15 protein-coding genes and 1 pseudogene are annotated in these 15,513 nt (G+C 72.2%); 5 read left to right on the top strand and 11 right to left on the bottom strand.

Annotated elements, in window-relative coordinates; translation table 11 throughout:
• Positions 1-5 precede the first annotated feature (5 nt).
• Together ACXR8F_RS04705 and ACXR8F_RS04710 are read left to right on the top strand one after the other, a co-directional pair.
• Positions 6-677 (top strand): response regulator transcription factor, encoded by a 672-nt coding sequence (locus tag ACXR8F_RS04705; RefSeq protein WP_045188815.1) that lies wholly within the window; start codon positions 6-8, stop codon positions 675-677.
• Positions 677-1,795, top strand: a complete 1,119-nt coding sequence (locus tag ACXR8F_RS04710; RefSeq protein WP_458798958.1) for a sensor histidine kinase — start codon at positions 677-679, stop codon at positions 1,793-1,795. The genes ACXR8F_RS04705 and ACXR8F_RS04710 overlap by 1 nt, the downstream gene beginning before the upstream one ends.
• A 49-nt stretch (positions 1,796-1,844) precedes the next feature.
• On the opposite strand, the gene ACXR8F_RS04715 is transcribed toward ACXR8F_RS04710, so the two are convergent.
• From ACXR8F_RS04715 to ACXR8F_RS04735, 5 genes and pseudogenes are all read right to left on the bottom strand, one after another.
• A complete protein-coding gene (locus ACXR8F_RS04715) occupies positions 1,845-3,452 on the bottom strand; it encodes a 5-oxoprolinase subunit B/C family protein (protein WP_458798959.1) in 1,608 nt (535 codons plus the stop codon).
• A 34-nt stretch (positions 3,453-3,486) separates the two neighbouring features.
• The gene (locus ACXR8F_RS04720) at positions 3,487-4,245 is read right to left on the bottom strand and encodes a LamB/YcsF family protein (RefSeq protein WP_458798960.1); all 759 of its coding nucleotides are present in this window, start codon (positions 4,243-4,245) and stop codon (positions 3,487-3,489) included.
• Between the two features lie 54 nt (positions 4,246-4,299).
• Positions 4,300-5,670, bottom strand: coding sequence for a 6-phospho-beta-glucosidase (locus ACXR8F_RS04725; RefSeq protein ID WP_458798961.1), 1,371 nt, complete (start codon positions 5,668-5,670; stop codon positions 4,300-4,302).
• Between the two features lie 64 nt (positions 5,671-5,734).
• Positions 5,735-6,196, bottom strand: coding sequence for a cation diffusion facilitator family transporter (locus ACXR8F_RS04730; RefSeq protein WP_458798962.1), 462 nt, complete (start codon positions 6,194-6,196; stop codon positions 5,735-5,737).
• A gap of 10 nt (positions 6,197-6,206) precedes the next feature.
• Positions 6,207-6,770: pseudogene (locus tag ACXR8F_RS04735) on the bottom strand (cation diffusion facilitator family transporter); the annotation flags it as partial.
• Positions 6,771-6,823: 53 nt separating this feature from the next.
• On the opposite strand from ACXR8F_RS04735, the gene ACXR8F_RS04740 reads away from it, so the two are divergent.
• The 3 genes from ACXR8F_RS04740 to ACXR8F_RS04750 all read left to right on the top strand — a co-directional run bounded on the left by ACXR8F_RS04740 (position 6,824) and on the right by ACXR8F_RS04750 (position 8,891).
• On the top strand, positions 6,824-7,210 hold the full coding sequence (locus tag ACXR8F_RS04740; RefSeq protein WP_458798963.1) for an ArsR/SmtB family transcription factor: 387 nt from the start codon (positions 6,824-6,826) through the stop codon (positions 7,208-7,210).
• Positions 7,211-7,288: 78 nt separating this feature from the next.
• Positions 7,289-8,410 (top strand): carbohydrate kinase family protein, encoded by a 1,122-nt coding sequence (locus tag ACXR8F_RS04745; RefSeq protein WP_458798964.1) that lies wholly within the window; start codon positions 7,289-7,291, stop codon positions 8,408-8,410.
• Positions 8,411-8,459: 49 nt separating this feature from the next.
• Entirely contained in the window at positions 8,460-8,891 is a 432-nt protein-coding gene (locus ACXR8F_RS04750; protein ID WP_458798965.1) for a hypothetical protein, read from the top strand.
• A gap of 123 nt (positions 8,892-9,014) precedes the next feature.
• Here ACXR8F_RS04750 and ACXR8F_RS04755 read toward each other — a convergent pair whose 3' ends face one another.
• The 6 genes from ACXR8F_RS04755 to ACXR8F_RS04780 form a co-directional block, all read right to left on the bottom strand.
• Positions 9,015-9,866, bottom strand: coding sequence for a carbohydrate ABC transporter permease (locus ACXR8F_RS04755; protein ID WP_458798966.1), 852 nt, complete (start codon positions 9,864-9,866; stop codon positions 9,015-9,017).
• Positions 9,867-10,730 (bottom strand): carbohydrate ABC transporter permease, encoded by an 864-nt coding sequence (locus tag ACXR8F_RS04760; protein ID WP_458798967.1) that lies wholly within the window; start codon positions 10,728-10,730, stop codon positions 9,867-9,869.
• 128 nt (positions 10,731-10,858) lie between these two features.
• Positions 10,859-12,190, bottom strand: coding sequence for an ABC transporter substrate-binding protein (locus tag ACXR8F_RS04765; protein WP_458798968.1), 1,332 nt, complete (start codon positions 12,188-12,190; stop codon positions 10,859-10,861).
• Between the two features lie 209 nt (positions 12,191-12,399).
• Positions 12,400-12,876, bottom strand: coding sequence for a hypothetical protein (locus ACXR8F_RS04770; RefSeq protein ID WP_045188846.1), 477 nt, complete (start codon positions 12,874-12,876; stop codon positions 12,400-12,402).
• 61 nt (positions 12,877-12,937) lie between these two features.
• Complete coding sequence (locus ACXR8F_RS04775; RefSeq protein WP_458798969.1) at positions 12,938-14,227, bottom strand: glucoamylase family protein; 1,290 nt, start codon at positions 14,225-14,227, stop codon at positions 12,938-12,940.
• A gap of 124 nt (positions 14,228-14,351) precedes the next feature.
• The gene (locus ACXR8F_RS04780; RefSeq protein ID WP_045188849.1) at positions 14,352-15,395 is read right to left on the bottom strand and encodes a LacI family DNA-binding transcriptional regulator; all 1,044 of its coding nucleotides are present in this window, start codon (positions 15,393-15,395) and stop codon (positions 14,352-14,354) included.
• Between the last annotated feature and the right edge of the window lie 118 nt (positions 15,396-15,513).

Raw genomic sequence — 15,513 nt, forward strand, 5'->3', positions numbered from 1 at the left:
CGCACATGGCCAAGGTCATGGTCGTCGACGACGAAGAACGCGTGCGGGGGCTGCTGACGCGGTCGCTGACGTCCGAGGGGCACTCGGTGATCACGGCTGCGACGGCTCGCGCCGCCATCGACCGGCTCGCGACGACGCACGTCGACCTCGTCGTGCTCGACCTCGTCATGCCGGGGGCCAGCGGCCTGACGGTGCTGGAGTCGATCCACGAACGGCACGACACGACACCCGTCATCGTGCTGTCCGGCGTGACCGACGTCGGCACCCGCGTCGAGGCGCTCGACCGCGGGGCCGTCGACGTCGTCGCCAAGCCGTTCAGCCTCACCGAGCTGCTCGCGCGCGTGCGCCGCAACGTCGGCGCCACGCGGACCGAGCCCGACGACCGCTTCCTCGACGCGGGCGGCATACGCCTCGACCTCGGCCGGCGGCGTGCCACGTTCCGCGACGTCAGCGCGTCCCTCACGGAGCGGGAGTTCAGCCTGCTCGCGCACCTCATGCGCCGCAAGGGCCAGGTGTGCCGGCGCGAGGAGCTGCTCCACGACGTGTGGCACCTCGACTTCGACCCCGGCAGCAACGTCGTCGAGGTGTGCGTGGGACGACTGCGGAGCAAGCTCGGCCAGGACATCCCCGTCGAGACCCTGCGCGGCGTCGGCTACGGGCTCTACGAGGAGCCGTGATGCGCCACCGGATTGTCGTGACGTGGAGCGTCGTCGCAGCGATCTGCTCGTTCGTCATGATCGCCGTCCCCGGCAGCGAGACCGTGCCCTACCACATCGCCTGGGCCGCCTTCGCGCTCTGCTTCGGCCTCGAACAGTGGAGCCGCCTGGCCACCTGGGTCGGCCTCGGGGTCTTCACCGTGGTGACGGGGGCGATCATCGTCTACCGCGCAGCCACCGAGGTGCTCGACTGGCAGGAGACCGCCGAGATCCCGCTGATGCTGCTGCTCATGGCCCTCATGATCTGGCACGTGCGCCGGCGCCAGCAGGCTCTCGCCGACCTCACCGCGAGTGCCGCCCGCGAGCGGGCCGAGTCGACGATGCGCGAGCTGCTGACGCTCCGCACGTCGCACGAGATGCGTTCGCCGCTCACCATCGCCCGCGGCTACCTCGAGATGATGCTCGAGCGCCCGCGATCGACCAACGACCTGGAGGACCTCCAGGTCGTCGACGAGGAGCTGGCGCGCCTCACCCGGGTCTGCGAGCGGCTGGTGCGGAGCATGCGCCTCGGCGGCGACCTCGAGGTGACGGACGTGCACCTCGGCAACCTGCTGGGCCAGACCGCCGAGCGCTGGTCGGCCGTGGCCACCCGGCGCTGGCGGGTTGAGCCCACCTCGGAGGTGCTGACCTGCTCGAGCGAGCGGCTGCGCGCCTGCCTCGACACGATGATCGAGAACGCTTTGCGCTACACCGATGCCGACGACGACACCGTGGTCCTGTACGCACGACCGATGAAGGACGCGGTGGCCGTCGGGGTCGCCGACTCGGGTCGTGGCTTCAGCAGCGACGTGCTGCGTTCGGCGTCGGCGCACTGGCCCGACCTGACCATGGACGGCGTGCGCGACGACCTGTCGCAGACGGGTCTCGGGCTCTCGCTCGTGCGCGACGTGGCCACCCGCCGCGGCGGCTGGGTGCAGCTGGGCGTCTCGCAGTGGGGTGGCGCCGACGTCGCGATGATCCTGCCGATGCGGCCCGAGGGGCTGCTGGCACCGGCTGCGGGCGTGCTCGGCGCCACCGCGGAGGCGAGCCCGGCAGTCACCGGCACACGCGGCGGCTGGCGCTCCCGCGCCGTCAGCTGAGGACTCGACCGGACCTCTCTTCGTCGAGTGCTCAGTTTCCTACGGAGCGTCAGGGCTCGGGACGCCGCCACCGCAGACGCACGGGCTGGCCGGGTCGCAGCTGCGCCGCCCGGGCGACCGCCTGCGGGGTGAGGACGGCGACGACGGGGTAGCCACCCGTGACCGGGTGGTCGGCGAGGAAGACCACGGGCTCGCCGCCGGCGGGCACCTGCACGGCCCCGACGACCAGACCCTCGCTCGGGAGCTCGCTGTCCGCGTATGCCGCGTGGCGCCGAATCCCCTTGCCTTCCAGACGGATTCCCACGCGGTTGCTGCGATCAGACACAGTGCGAACCTCTGCCTCGAGGTCCGCGAGGTCGCACCAGTCGGCCCTCGGCCCGGGGTCGACGTCGAGCACCACGAGCCCGTCGCTCGGCGGTTCGTGCGGCGCGACCTCGACCACCGGGAACGTGCGTGGGGCAGCGCCCACGCGCAGCACGTCGCCGACGGCCGGCGCCGCGGGCCCGAGCCCCGACAGGGTGTCGCTCGACCGCGATCCGAGGACGGGGGGCACCGCGATGCCACCGCGCACGGCGAGCCAGGTGCGCAGCCCGGCGCTCGGGGTGCCGAGGGTGAGCGCCTGCCCGTCGGCGAGTGCCACGGGAGAGGCGTGCGCCACCGGCCGGCCGTCGACGTCGGCGGGGCACGGAGCCCCGGTGAGCGCCACCACCAGGTCACCGTGCGCCCGCACGGCGAGTCCCCCGAGAGTCACCTCGAGGGAGGCCGGCGCGGGCCAGCGCTCGTCGTCCCGGTCGAGGAGGTGCCCCACCAGCCGCAGCCCGAGCCGGTATGCCGCCGGGTCGGCTACGCCTGAACGCCCCACGCCCACGTCGGCGAGACCGGGTCTGCCGAGGTCCTCGACCAGGGTGAGCGGCCCGGTCGCGAGCACCTCGAGACCGCGCTGCGTGTCGGTCCCGCGACGAGACCGGGCCGTGACGGTCGTGGCAGCGGCGGGCCCGCGGTGTCCGGAGGCCGGCGACATCTCGTCTCGCGCTGCCCGGGCCGGGTCGCCGTCGACGTCGACGTCGACGAACCGCACCGCCATCCCGGGCGCGAGCAGGGCGGGTGGTTCCCGCTCGGCGTCCCAGAGGATGGCGTCCGTGGTGCCGAGCAGCTGCCACCCTCCAGGTGAGTCCTGAGGATAGATGCCGCTGAACTCCCCTGCGAGGGCGACGGATCCGGCCGGCACCCGGGTGCGTGGGTCGGCCCGGCGGGGCACCCGCAGCCGCGGGTCCCCGCCGACGAGGTAGGCGAAACCCGGCGCGAAACCGCCGAAGCCGACGCGCCAGGGGGTGCCGGTGTGCGCCTCGACCACCTCGGCCCGCGAGAGCCCGGTCAGCCGCGCGACCTCGTCGAGGTCCGCGCCGTCGTAGCGGACCGCGATCTCGACGGGCTCGGTCTCGTCCGGCTTCGCGACGGCGTCGACGTCGGCGGCCAGCTCCAGGCAGGCCCGCCCGACCTCGTCGCGCCGTCCGGCGTCCCCCAGCACGACGAGCACCGTGCGCGCGCCGACGACGAGGTGCTCGACGAGCTCACCGACCAGGGGCGCGAGCCGGGCGCGCAGGGTGAGGGCAGCGTTCGTGTCGGCCACCTCGACGAGAAGTGCCGAAGCACCCATCGGGAGCAGCCGCGCCTCCATCACCGGGCCCGGATCAGCCTGCGAACGGGCGGATCTCGAAGCCGGCCGCCTCGAGCTCGCGACGCACCGCGCGCGCCATCTCGACCGCGCCGGGGGTGTCGCCGTGGATGCACACCGACTCGGCCCGCACCTCGACGTCCGTGCCGTCGACGGCGGTGACCACGCCCTCCCGGGCGAGCCGGACGACGCGCGCCGCCACCTCGGCAGGGTCGTGCAGCACGGCGCCGGCCTCCGTGCGCGGCACGAGCCGTCCGTCCGGCGTGTAGGCCCGGTCCGCGAAGGCCTCGCTGACGGCGCGCAGCCCGGCGGCCGTGGCGCGCTCGAGCACGACGCTGCCAGGGAGCCCGAGGATGGGCAGGGACGTGTCCACGGCGACCACGGCGTCGACGACCGCCTGCGCCTGGGCCTCGTGGTGCACGATCGCGTTGTAGAGCGCCCCGTGCGGCTTCACGTAGGCGACCCTCGTGCCGGCCACGTGCGCCATGGCCGAGAGCGCACCGAGCTGGTAGATGACGTCGGCGGCGAGGGCATCGGCCGGCACGTCGACGAAGCGTCGCCCGAAGCCGGCAAGGTCGTGATAGCCCACCTGCGCGCCGACGACGACACCCCGCTCGGCGGCATACGCGCACGTCCTGCCCAGCGTGAGGGGGTCTCCGGCATGGAAGCCGCACGCGACGTTGGCGCTCGTGACGACGTCGAGGACGGCCGCGTCGTCACCGAGGGTCCACGCCCCGAAGGACTCGCCCACGTCGGCGTTGAGGTCGAGGTGCATGCCTCGATCCTGCCGGGACGGAGGGCGATCGGGCCACCGCCCCGCCGGACGCGTCTAGCGCAGGCCGGCGTAGTGGTCCGGCAGCCGCCTCGCGTAGGCCCCGAGCAGCTCGCGCGCGACCGTCACCGAGTCGACGAGTGGATGGAGCGCAAAGGCCTTGACCGCAAGCGATCTCGACTGCTCGGCCGCCGCGGCGATGACGATTTCGTCGACTGCCTTCACCTGCTGCACGAGCCCGAGGGCGTGACCGGGTAGCGGACTCACGCGGACGGGCACCGGGCCGGCGGCGTCGATCGTGCACGGCACCTCGACGACGGCGTCGTCGGGCAGCCCGGCGACAGCACCGCCGTTGCGCACGTTGAGGATGAGCCGGGCCGGCTCGTCACGGGCGATCGCGGCCATGAGCGCGAGGGCGACCCCTTCGTAGCCGCCGCCCTCGACGTCCGCCTCGGACCGCTCGTGGCTGTCGCCGTCGCCGTTCTCGCGGGTCTCCTGCATGTAGGTCGCGTTGCGTTCGCGGCGCACGGCGTCCCAGCGCTCCCACGCCTGCTCCGGCGAGCGTGCCACGGCGGTGTAGAACTCGGCCTGCTGCGCGACGAGGTACTCGCCACGCGTCTGTGCGGCCCCGGCGATCTGGGCGATCGCGTCGCGCGTGAAGTAGTAGTAGAAGAGGTACTCGTTGGGCAGCGAGCCGAGGTCGCGCAGCCACTCGGCGCCGAAGAGGTGCCCCTCCTCGATGGCGGCAAGCGCCCCCTCGTCGGCGAGCAGGCTTGGCAGCAGGTCACATCCGTCGCGTCGCAGCCCGGTGAGCCAGCCGAGGTGGTTGAGTCCTGCGTAGTCGATCTCGAGGTCGGCGAGGTCGTGCCCGAGGGCACCTGCGGCCCGCTTGGCGAGACCGAGCGGCGAGTCGCAGATGCCGACGACCCGGCCGTCGAGGACCGACTGCATCGCCTGCGTGACGAGACCGGCGGGGTTGGTGAAGTTGATGACCCATGCGTCGGGGGCGAGGCGGCGTACGCGTCGGGCGACGTCGAGCGCGACGGGAACGGTGCGCAGGCCGTAGCCGACGCCGCCGGGCCCGGTGGTCTCCTGGCCGAGCAGCCCCAGGGCGAGCGCGATCCGTTCGTCGGCGGTGCGGCCCGCGAGACCACCGACCCGCAGCGCCGAGAAGACGAAGTCGGCGCCGGCGAGCGCCGTGTCGAGGTCGGTCGTGGCCGAGAGCGCCGGCGGGGGCAGCGACTCGGGGTGTGCGGCGAGGTGCTGCCGGGCCTGGGCGGCGAGGACGTGGCGCATGACGTCGAGTCGCGAGGAGTCGGTGTCGTGCAGGACCACCTCGGTGACGCGGCGCTCGGCGGTGTCACGCAGCAGCGCACCGTGCACGAGCGGCACGCGGAACCCACCCCCGCCGAGGATCACCAGCTTCATGGCCTCACCACCCTCGGACCGTACCAACCCTCACCAGCCGTGCCCTGCTCTGGCGCGCGATGCCTCAGTCGTGGCCGGGGTAGGCGTGCACGACGGCCGCCCTGAGTCGGGGCACCACGCGCACGAGCTCCTGCTCCGCACGGTGGGCGACGGCGTGGGCATCGGCGAGGGACAGACGCGACGGCACGTCGAGCTCGGCGTCCGCATGCATCTCGTGACCGATCCACCGCATGCGCACGCGACGCACCGACAGCACGGCCGGGTCGGCGGCGAGCACCTGCTCGGCCTGCTCCACGAGCACCGGATCGACGCCGTCCATCAGCCGCCGGAAGACGTCGCGGGCCGCAGTGCGCAGCACGAGCACGATCGCGACGGTGATGACCAGCCCGACCACCGGGTCGGCCCAGTCCCACCCGATCGCGACCCCACCTGCGCCGAGGACGACCGCGAGGGACGTGAGCCCGTCGGTGCCGGCCGTGGTGGCCGTCCGCGACGAGGGCCGCCGACCCGATCGCGCGTCCCTCACGGATGCGGAAGCCGGCGACGAGCTCGTTGCCGATGAAGCCGACCACGCCCGCCAGGGCCACCCAGCCGAGGTTCTGCACGGGTGCGGGGTCGGCGAGACGACGGATCGCCTCCCACCCTGCCACCACGGCCGACAGCGCGATCATGGCGACGACGAAGAGCCCGGCGAGGTCCTCCGCGCGGCCGTAGCCGTACGTGTACCGGCGGGTCGCAGCGCGGCGACCGAGGACGAAGGCGATCCACAGGGGCACGGCGGTCAGCGCGTCCGAGAAGTTGTGGATCGTGTCGGCCAGCAGCGCGACCGAGCCCGAGACGGCGACGACGGCCAGCTGCAGCGCTGCGGTGAGCCCGAGGCCCACGAGGCTGACCTTGACGGCCCGGACGCCACGCGCGCTCGACTCCAGGGCGGCGTCGATGGAGTCCGTGGCGTCGTGGGAGTGCGGCGTGAAGGCGTGCCGGAACCGGGCGAGCACGGCGCCGCCGTGTGGGTGCCCGTGGTCGTGCTGGTGATCGTGTACCGGATGAGCGTGGACCGGGTGCTCGTGATGGTGGTGAGGCTCGTGCTCGGCTTGCATGTCCCCACCTTATCTGCATGGTTGCGAAGGTATGCAGGCAGTAGGGTCGTAGCGTGCACGATGCCAGGCCCGACCTCTCCATGCCGGCGGACGAGCAGGCCCACCTCGCGGCCGAGACCTTCCGGCTGCTCTCCGACCCCACCCGCATCAAGCTGCTCTGGGCTCTGCTCCAGGGCGAGTCGTCGGTCAGCTGCCTGGCCGAGCTCGCCTCGGTCAGCCCCACGTCGGTGAGCCAGCACCTCGCCAAGCTCCGGCTGGCGGGACTCGTGCACGGTCGGCGCGAGGGCACCTTCGTCTACTACACCGCCGCCGACACCCACGTGCGCGCGCTGCTCGCCGAGGCCCTGTCGCACGCCGACCACGCCGTCGCAGACCTCGGCCCCGAGGGCGACCACGAGCACCGGTTCCCCCGCCTCACGAGCGGGACGAAGCGGCACTGACGGGCAAGCCGGGCGGCATACGCAATGGCAGCAGGCAAACCCGGTGAGTCTCGGGCGCAGGTGGGGGATCATGGGCGCGTGGCCCATCGACAGTCGTTCGACCCGCTGGCGTCGCGTCGCACCGACGACGACCCGCCGCTCGACGTGTTCGTGTGGGGAACCGTCTTCCTCGACATGATCTTCGCCGGGATGCCGAGCGCGCCGAAGCCGGGCACCGAGGTGTGGGCGGAGGGCCTCGCCTCGTGCCCCGGTGGCATCGCGAACCTCGCCGTCGCGACGCGCCGGCTGGGTCTGCGCACCGGCCTGGCCGCGGCGTTCAGCGACGACGACTACGGCGACTTCTGCTGGCGCACGCTCGAGGAGCAGGAGGGCATCGACCTCGCCCGCAGCCGCCGCTTCGCCGACTGGCACAGCCCCGTGACGGTCTCGATGTCGGTCGACCGTGACCGCAGCATGGTCTCGCACGGACACCCGTCGCCCGTGCCGGCGAGCGAGCTCATCGGCTCCCCGCCCCGCTCGCGGGCCGTCATGGTCGACCTCGCCGAGGACGAGGCCTTCGGCGGCAGCGGTCCGACGTGGGTCGACCGGGCCCGCGAGAACGGCTCGCTCGTCTTCGCCGACGTCGGCTGGGACCCCAAGGAGCAGTGGTCGCCGCACGTGCTCGAGCGGCTCGCCCGGTGCGACGTCTTCATGCCCAACGCCGTCGAGGCGATGGCCTACACCGGCACGAACTCGCCCGTCGAGGCCGTCTACGCGCTCGCCGACCGGGTGCCCGTCGCGATCGTCACCGACGGGTCGGACGGAGCCCTCGGCATCGACGCGCGCACGGGCGAGGAGGTGCGGGTGCCGTCGCTGCGCGTGCACGAGGTCGACCCGACCGGCGCCGGCGACGTCTTCGGCGCGGCCCTGCTCGTGGGCACGCTCGCCGAGTGGCCGCTCGAGCAGCGGATGACGTTCGCGAGCCTGTGCGCCGGCCTCGCGCTCCAGCAGTACGGCGGCTCGCTCGCCGCACCCGGCTGGGGCGACCTCGCCGACTGGTGGACCGCGCTCGTCAGCGACACGAGCGGCGACGCGTACCACCGCTCGCTGCGCCGACGGTTCGCGTTCCTCGACGAGATCGTGCCGCGCGTCCCGGTCATGGCCTGCCGCCGGGCCACGGCCACCATCGCCAAGCGCGCCGACGTGCAAACGCTCGACTGAGAGCACCCACGGGCGCGCCGGCCACGGGCGGCGCGGCAGGATGGGGCGGGTGAGCGACACCGAGGTGCCAGACGAGGTGCCAGACGAGGTGCCAGACGAGGTGCCGGACGAGGTGCCGGACGAGCTGCCCGACGACATCCGCGACCTGCTGGCGGTCGACCTGTTGGGGGCCCAGGTGCAGGACTGGTCGATCGCGAGCGACTCGTTCACGTGGACCCTGCTCGCCGGCGATGCCGATCGCGGGCACGAGCTGGCCGCGCTGACCTACGTCGGGGCGGTCGTGCTGCACACGAACCGGCACCACCTCGACCGCGCCGTCGAGGTCGCGGCCGAGGTCGTGGGGTCCGAGGTCGTCCCTGCCGAGGGCGGCGGGTTCGAGCACCGGGTGACGCTCGGGCCGGCGTATGCGTTCGTCATCCGCTTCTGGAGCGTCGACGTCCGCCGTATGCCGGCACCGGACCACCTCCGCCGCACCCGCTGACCGCGGGCCGAGCCACCCGACGAGAGGGTCGGCTGCGACAGTGCGGTGGATCGCCGGCACCGGACGCCGGTGATCCACCGCGCAACGGTCGTGGCCGCGCCGCGGGCCACCCGGCATACGCCCTCAGTCGCCGGCGATGCCGCTGCGCTCGACGCCCTCGACGATCCAGCGCTGCAGGAAGAGGAACATCAGCAGCAGCGGGAAGATCGCGACGAGCGCCGCCATGAAGAGCTGGCTCACCTGCACCGACTGCGCCGTGAGGAACGTCGACAGTGCGATCTGCACGGTCCACGACTCCTGGTCGCGGCCGATGACGAGCGGCCAGAGGAAGGCGTTCCACGTGCCGATGAAGGTGATGGTGCCGATGGCGGCGACGAAACCGAGCGAGTTCGGCACGACGATCCTCCAGAACGTGCCCCAGTAGCCGAGGCCGTCGATGAACGCCGCCTCCTCGATCTCCCTGGGGAAGCCGAGGAAGAACTGCCGGAAGAGGAACGTCGCGAGCGCCTGGAAGAGTCCCGGGATGATGAGGCCGCGCAGGGTCGAGATCCAGCCGAGGGTCGACACGAGCACGAAGCTCGGCACGAACGTCACCGCGGCCGGGATGAGCAACGTCGCGACGATCGAGTAGAAGACGGTGTTGGACCAGCGGTACGGGATGCGCGCGAGGCCGTAGCCGGCCAGGCCCGAGATGACGAGCACCCCGACGGTCTGCGCCACGGCGATGAGCCCGGAGTTGAGCAGGCTGCGCGCCATCGGGATCGCGGGGTTGTCGAAGAGCCCGGTGAGGTTCGAGGTCTCCCAGACCGGCGGCAGCCAGTGGAAGTCGGGCGAGCCGAGGTCCTGCTCGCGCATGAAGGCGCTGCGCACGAGCAGGTAGAACGGGACGAGGAAGAGCAGCGCCGCCACGACGAGGGCGCTGTAGCGCGCCCAGCCGACGAGGCGGGACTGCTTGCGGCTGCGGACGATCGCCATCTACTCGCCCCTGTCGCCGAGCCGGAGCACGCGGCCCTGCACCACCGCCACGATCGCGATGATGAGGGTGAGGATGACCGCGCCGGCCGAGCCGTGGCCGAAGTCCTGACCCGAGCCGAGCGCCGTGTAGTAGAGGTAGACGAGCGGTGGTCGCGCGTACGGCGGGTAGGTGCCGAACGTGGACAGGATGTTGTAGAACTCGTCGAACGCCTGGAACGCGTTGACGAGCAGCAGCAGGAGCACCGCCGTCGACGTCGCCCGCAGCTGGGGGAACGTGATGTGGCGGAAGACCTTCCAGCCCTCGGCGCCGTCGATCGCGGCCGCCTCGTAGAGGGTCGGGCTGATCCGCTGGATGCCGGCGAGGAAGAGGATCATGTAGAAGCCCACCTGCAGCCAGAGCCGGGCCGTGACGATGACGAGCCAGTACCACGGTGGGTCGGCGAGGCTGAGCCACGGCACCGAGTCGATGCCGAACCAGCCGAGCACCGCGTTGGCGAGGCCCGAGCGGATGCCGCTGAAGATCGACATCTTCCAGATCAGCGCGGCGACGACATAGGAGCACGCGGTCGGCAGGAAGAACACCGACCGGAAGAAGGACTGCATGACGCGGGTGCGCGCGACGAGCAGCGCGGCGCCGAGCGAGATCACGAACGTGGTCGGCACGATGAACACGGCGAACGCGACGAAGGTGAGCAGGCTGCTGCGGAAGGCCGGGTCGCGCAGCATGTCCAGGTAGTTGCCCGCACCGACGAACTCGGTCGGCGTCACGGTGTTGTACGCGTTGAAGAACGACAGGTAGATCGACCAGACGATCGGCACGTAGACGAACACGACGAGACCGATGACGAACGGCCCCACGAACACCCAGAACCAGAGGTTGACGTCCTGGCGCCCCCGCAGCCGCCGGCCGAGCGAGGGCCGGGGCGCGCTGAGGCGCCCCGGCTCGCGCTCCGACGGCGCCCGGTCGTATGCCGGGCGGCCGGCCTCGGCCGTCAGGCGAGCACCCGCTTGAGCTCGGGCTCGGCGACGGCCTTGACCTTCGCGATCTCGCCCATCGGGTCGGCGCCCTCCTTGACGATGCGGTTCATCGCGTCGCCGAAGGCGGTGTTGCACTTGGGCGTCCACAGGATCGGGCTCTGCGCGTGGCCGACGTCGGTGGCGAGCTTGGCGGCCTCGGCGGCCTGGCCGTCCTTGAGGGTCGTGGCCTGGCCGATGAGGCTCGTGCGAGCGGGGATGTGGAAGCCGTAGGCGGTGGCGAAGTCGAGCTGGTCCTGGGTCTGGTCGACCCAGAGGTACTTGACGAACTTCTTGGCGGCCTCGACGTCCTTGCTCTTCGCGCTGACGCACGAGCCGTAGGCGCCGACCGGCACCGACGCCTTGCCCGAGCCGTCGAGGGCGGGCCACGCCATGACGCCGAAGTCGTCGCCGAGGCCCTTCTTGATGTCGGGGAAGGTCCACAGGCCGGTGAACTGCATCGCGGTGAGGCCGGCCGTGAGGGCCGACGCGTCGAACCAGTCCTTGGGTGCGCCGAGCAGGAGCACCTTGGCGTCCCACATCTCGCGCAGCTTGCCCAGAGCCTGACCGGCGCGGGGGTCGTCGAAGCCGAACGTGTTGTCCTCGGCGAGGTAGTCGAGGCCGGCCGACCACAGCATGGGCCCGCCCATGAGGCCGGCGCCGCCGTCGTTGCCGAGGAAGAGGCCCTTGACGTTGCCCTGGGTCAGCTTCTTCGCGGCGGCGATGAGCTCGTCGATGGTCTGGGGCGGGGTGACACCGGCTTTGTCGAGCATCGACTTGCGGTAGACGAGCAGCTGCATGTCGACGACCTGCGGGATGGCGTACGTCTTGCCCTCGTAGGTCATCCGCTTGAGGATGCTCGGGTTGAAGTCGTCCTTGGCGTCTCCCAGGAGGTCGGTGAGGTCGACGACCTGCTTGCCCTTGATCATGTCGATCGTCGGGCCGTTGCCGTACTCGAAGACGTCGGGCCCGGCGTCGGTCAGCAGCGAGGCGGCGGTCGACTGGTCGTAGTCGCCGGGCTTCCAGCTGACCTTGACGGTCGCGTCCTTGTAGGCCGCGGCGTACTTCTCGACGGCCTGCTGCGTGCCGGCCTCGCCGTACTGGTGGTACCACTGGTTGAGCGTGACGCCGCTGCCGCCGCCTCCGGTCGCGCCGCCGCCCGTCGCCGCGGGCTCGCGGCCGGTGTTGCTGCCGCACGCGGCGAGCGCGCCCGTCACGGCAGCGGCTCCGCCGAGCGCGAAGAGCGACCGACGGGTCAGGGACGATCCGAGAGCCTGGCGGATCGTGGGGTCGAGGTTCTGGTCAGACATGGTTCCCCTGCGTCCTTCCTGCCCGACGACGCGGGCGACCGGTCATGACGGCGGACGTCCAGCCAGTCTTCTCGACCGCGCCCACCGTGCGATCGTATGCCCGGTTCCTGCACGTTCGCCCGCGCAGACCCTCCCCGGCTCCCGATCGAGAGAAGGCGTGGTTCGCCCGCGACCGTGACGAAGCGTTCTCTCGATCCGGGAGGGGGCGGTCAGATGGCGGCGGGGGAGTTCATGGGGTTGTCCTCGGCCGTCTCCTTCGACGTGCGCAGCAGCTCGTCGACGAGGACGAGGGTCTGCTCGTCCTCGGTCGTCATGCGCCGGCCGAAGGGTCCGCGGGCGAGCGCCACGGCTGCCCCGACGCGCACGATGCCGAGCCGCACGTCGTCGCGGGCCTCGGCCGAGAGGCGCTCGAGCAGGCGGGTGACGGCCAGCAACCCCGACACGACCGGCCGACCGTCGAGGGCGAACTCGTCGAAGAGCCAGCGTCGCTCGGAGGCGGCCGTCTCGAACACGGCGCGACCGGCGCCGGTGCTCCGCAGAGCCGCGTCGGTGACGGCGTCCCAGAAGGCGCCGCGCTCGTCGTCGTCGAAGACGGTGCGGCCCGTGAGCGCGCTCAGCACCCACACGGGCCCGAACCGCAGCGTGACGACGTCGGCCTCGGACCAGCCCTCGAACCACTGCGACACGTCGCCACCACCTCTCGTCCGCGGGCGGCCACCTCAAGCGTACGACCGCCCGGAAGCCGGATCAGCCCAGCGGCATACGGCGGCCGGCGACGACGGGACGCAGCACCGCCTCGACCTCCGGGGTGCAGAACCAGCGACGCACGCAGTCGTCGGCGAGCACGTTGGCGAGCGCCCCGAGCACCATCGACTGGTCGAGGGAGAGGTGGCGACCGGCGTGGCGTCCCGTACGCGTGTCGACGCTGTCGACGAAGCCGCCGGGGCCGTACGCGCCGAGCTCGTCCTCGATGCGCGCCAGGTTGTCGGCCGCCGCGTCGGGCTCGACCATGAGGGCCATCGCCGAGGCGTGCGGCGTCACGACGACCTCGCCGTCGCGCTCGCTCGGGTAGCCGTCGGCCTCCCACGCGATCGGGGGCACCCCGAAGACGGAGTAGCCCTCACCGGGGCACGCCGAGGGACTGAATCCCCAGTAGCCGTAGCCCTTCTCGTCCATCGCGTACTCCCGTTGGAGCGCCACGGTGCGCGCCTCGTTGACGCCCCACGTGTCGGGCGCCCACACCGCCTCGGGGACGAAGATCGCCGGCATCAGCGCCTCGAACATCGACCCACCGAAGGTCGGCACGACGTCGCGCCCCCGATAGTGACGGACGGGGGTGTCGAGCGAGGCGTAGTGCTCGGGGGGCAGCTGCCCGTGCGCGATGCCGACGTAGCTGGCGATGCGCGGCTCGGAGTCGAGCAGGTCGTAGTTGTGGCGGGTGTGGAAGACCGGCGCCCTGCCCTCGACGAACGATGCGTGCCGCGTCTGCTCGCCGGGGTTGACGTCCCAGAACCCGCCGCTCAGGCGGCCGCCGGGGCCCTCCCCACCTGCGGCCGCGTCGTGGAAGACCGCGAAGTCCATCCGGTGGAGCACTGCCCGGGCTTCGGCGGCCACTTCCGGCTCGGCGGCCGCGGCGACCATTAGGCCGGCGGCGAGCCAGCCGTTGTCGACGCTCGACAGGAAGGGCTTGATCGTGCCGCCGTCGGGCATCCGGTGCAGGAGGGCTCCGGTGCGGTCGTCGTACCAGTTGTAGAACATGCCGCTCTCGTCGTGGACCTCCATCCGCGCGAGGGTGGCGAGCGTGCGGCCGAGGCCCTCACGGCATACGTCGGCGGCGACCAGGCCGAGGTCGCGGGCGCCGACGGTGCACCACAGCAGGCCGCCGACGTTCGTCGGTGAGGTGTAGCCGCTGCGGGTGCCGGGGTCGAGCGATCCTGCGATCGAGTCGGTCGGCAGGCCCGAGTCGGGGTCGGTCATCGCCTCGAACGAGTGCCACGTGTCGGCGGCCCAGCGGCGCAACAGGTCAAGGTCGGGCACAGAGATTCCTCGGGGGTTCGGGGACGTCGGAAACTGAGCACTCGACCGGAATGTGAGCGCTCCCTCCCGTCGAGTGCTCACTTTCCGGCGTCGGGAACTGAGCACTCGATGGAGAAGGCGGGGGTCAGGCTCCGGCGACGGACGTGGGGTCCCAGTCGCAGCCGCACGAGCCACGCACGACGAGCCGGGTGGGCAGCACCTGTGGCTGCACGTCGAACCTGCGGCCGCCGATGCGCTCGTGCAGCCGGATCGCCGCCCACCGCCCCAGCTCGCGCATCGGCTGCTGCACGGTGGTGAGGCCGGGGGCCAGGTAGCGCGACGTCATGATGTCGTCGAAGCCGACCACGGCCACGTCGTCGGGCACGCGGCGACCCTCACGCGCGAGCATCACCATCGTCGCGAGGGCGAGCTCGTCGTTGGCGCAGACGAGCCCGTCGAACGTGGCACCTGACGCCTCGGCCGCGAGCAGCTGCTCGACGACGCTCTTGCCCGACGCCTCCTCGTACCTCACCCGGATCGGGTCGACGGCCTCCACCCCGCGCTTGCGCGCCAGGGCGTGCTGGAAGCCGCGGTAGCGCTCCGAGATGTCGTGCGAGTCGTCGGGGTCGCCGACGAAGACGAGGCGGGTGCGCCCGTGGTCGAGCAGGTGGCGGGTCAGCTCGGCCGAGCTGATGAAGTTCTCGACCTGCACCGAGTCGCAGCCCTCGACGGCCTCACGAGCGACGAGCACGGTCGGGGTGGTCTTGACGATCTGGCGGATCAGCGACTCGCTGATGGTGTCGTTGGCGACGACGATGCCGTCGATGCGACCGAGGATCTTGCGCACCGACGCCTCGGCGTCCTTGGACGCGTCGCACACGACGACGACCACGGACTGCCCGTCGCGCGCCGCCGTCGACTCGAAGCCCGACAGCAGCTCCGAGTAGTACGGCCCCGCCAGCCCGGGCAGCACGAGCCCGTGCGTCTCGTGGGTGGGCACGTCGACGGGCCGGCCGGCCCGCAGCGGCACGTACTCGAGGTCCTCGACGGCCCGGAGCACCCGCTGGCGCGTCTTCGCCGAGGCCGGCGTGGAGCCGCTGAGCACCCGCGAAACGGTGGCGATGGACACACCGGCGCGCTCGGCCACCGTGTAGATGGTGACCGGGCGGTCATCGTGCTCCGTCGACACCCACGCTCCCTCGCTCGGGGTCAACTGTGCACGCCGCCACGACGCTCCACAACCCGGGCGTCGAGAGTCTCGCACCGTGGCCACGCGCGCCCTGCGACGCGCCGCTCGGGCACCGGGG

The organism is Terrabacter sp. AAH1 (assembly GCF_054456855.1).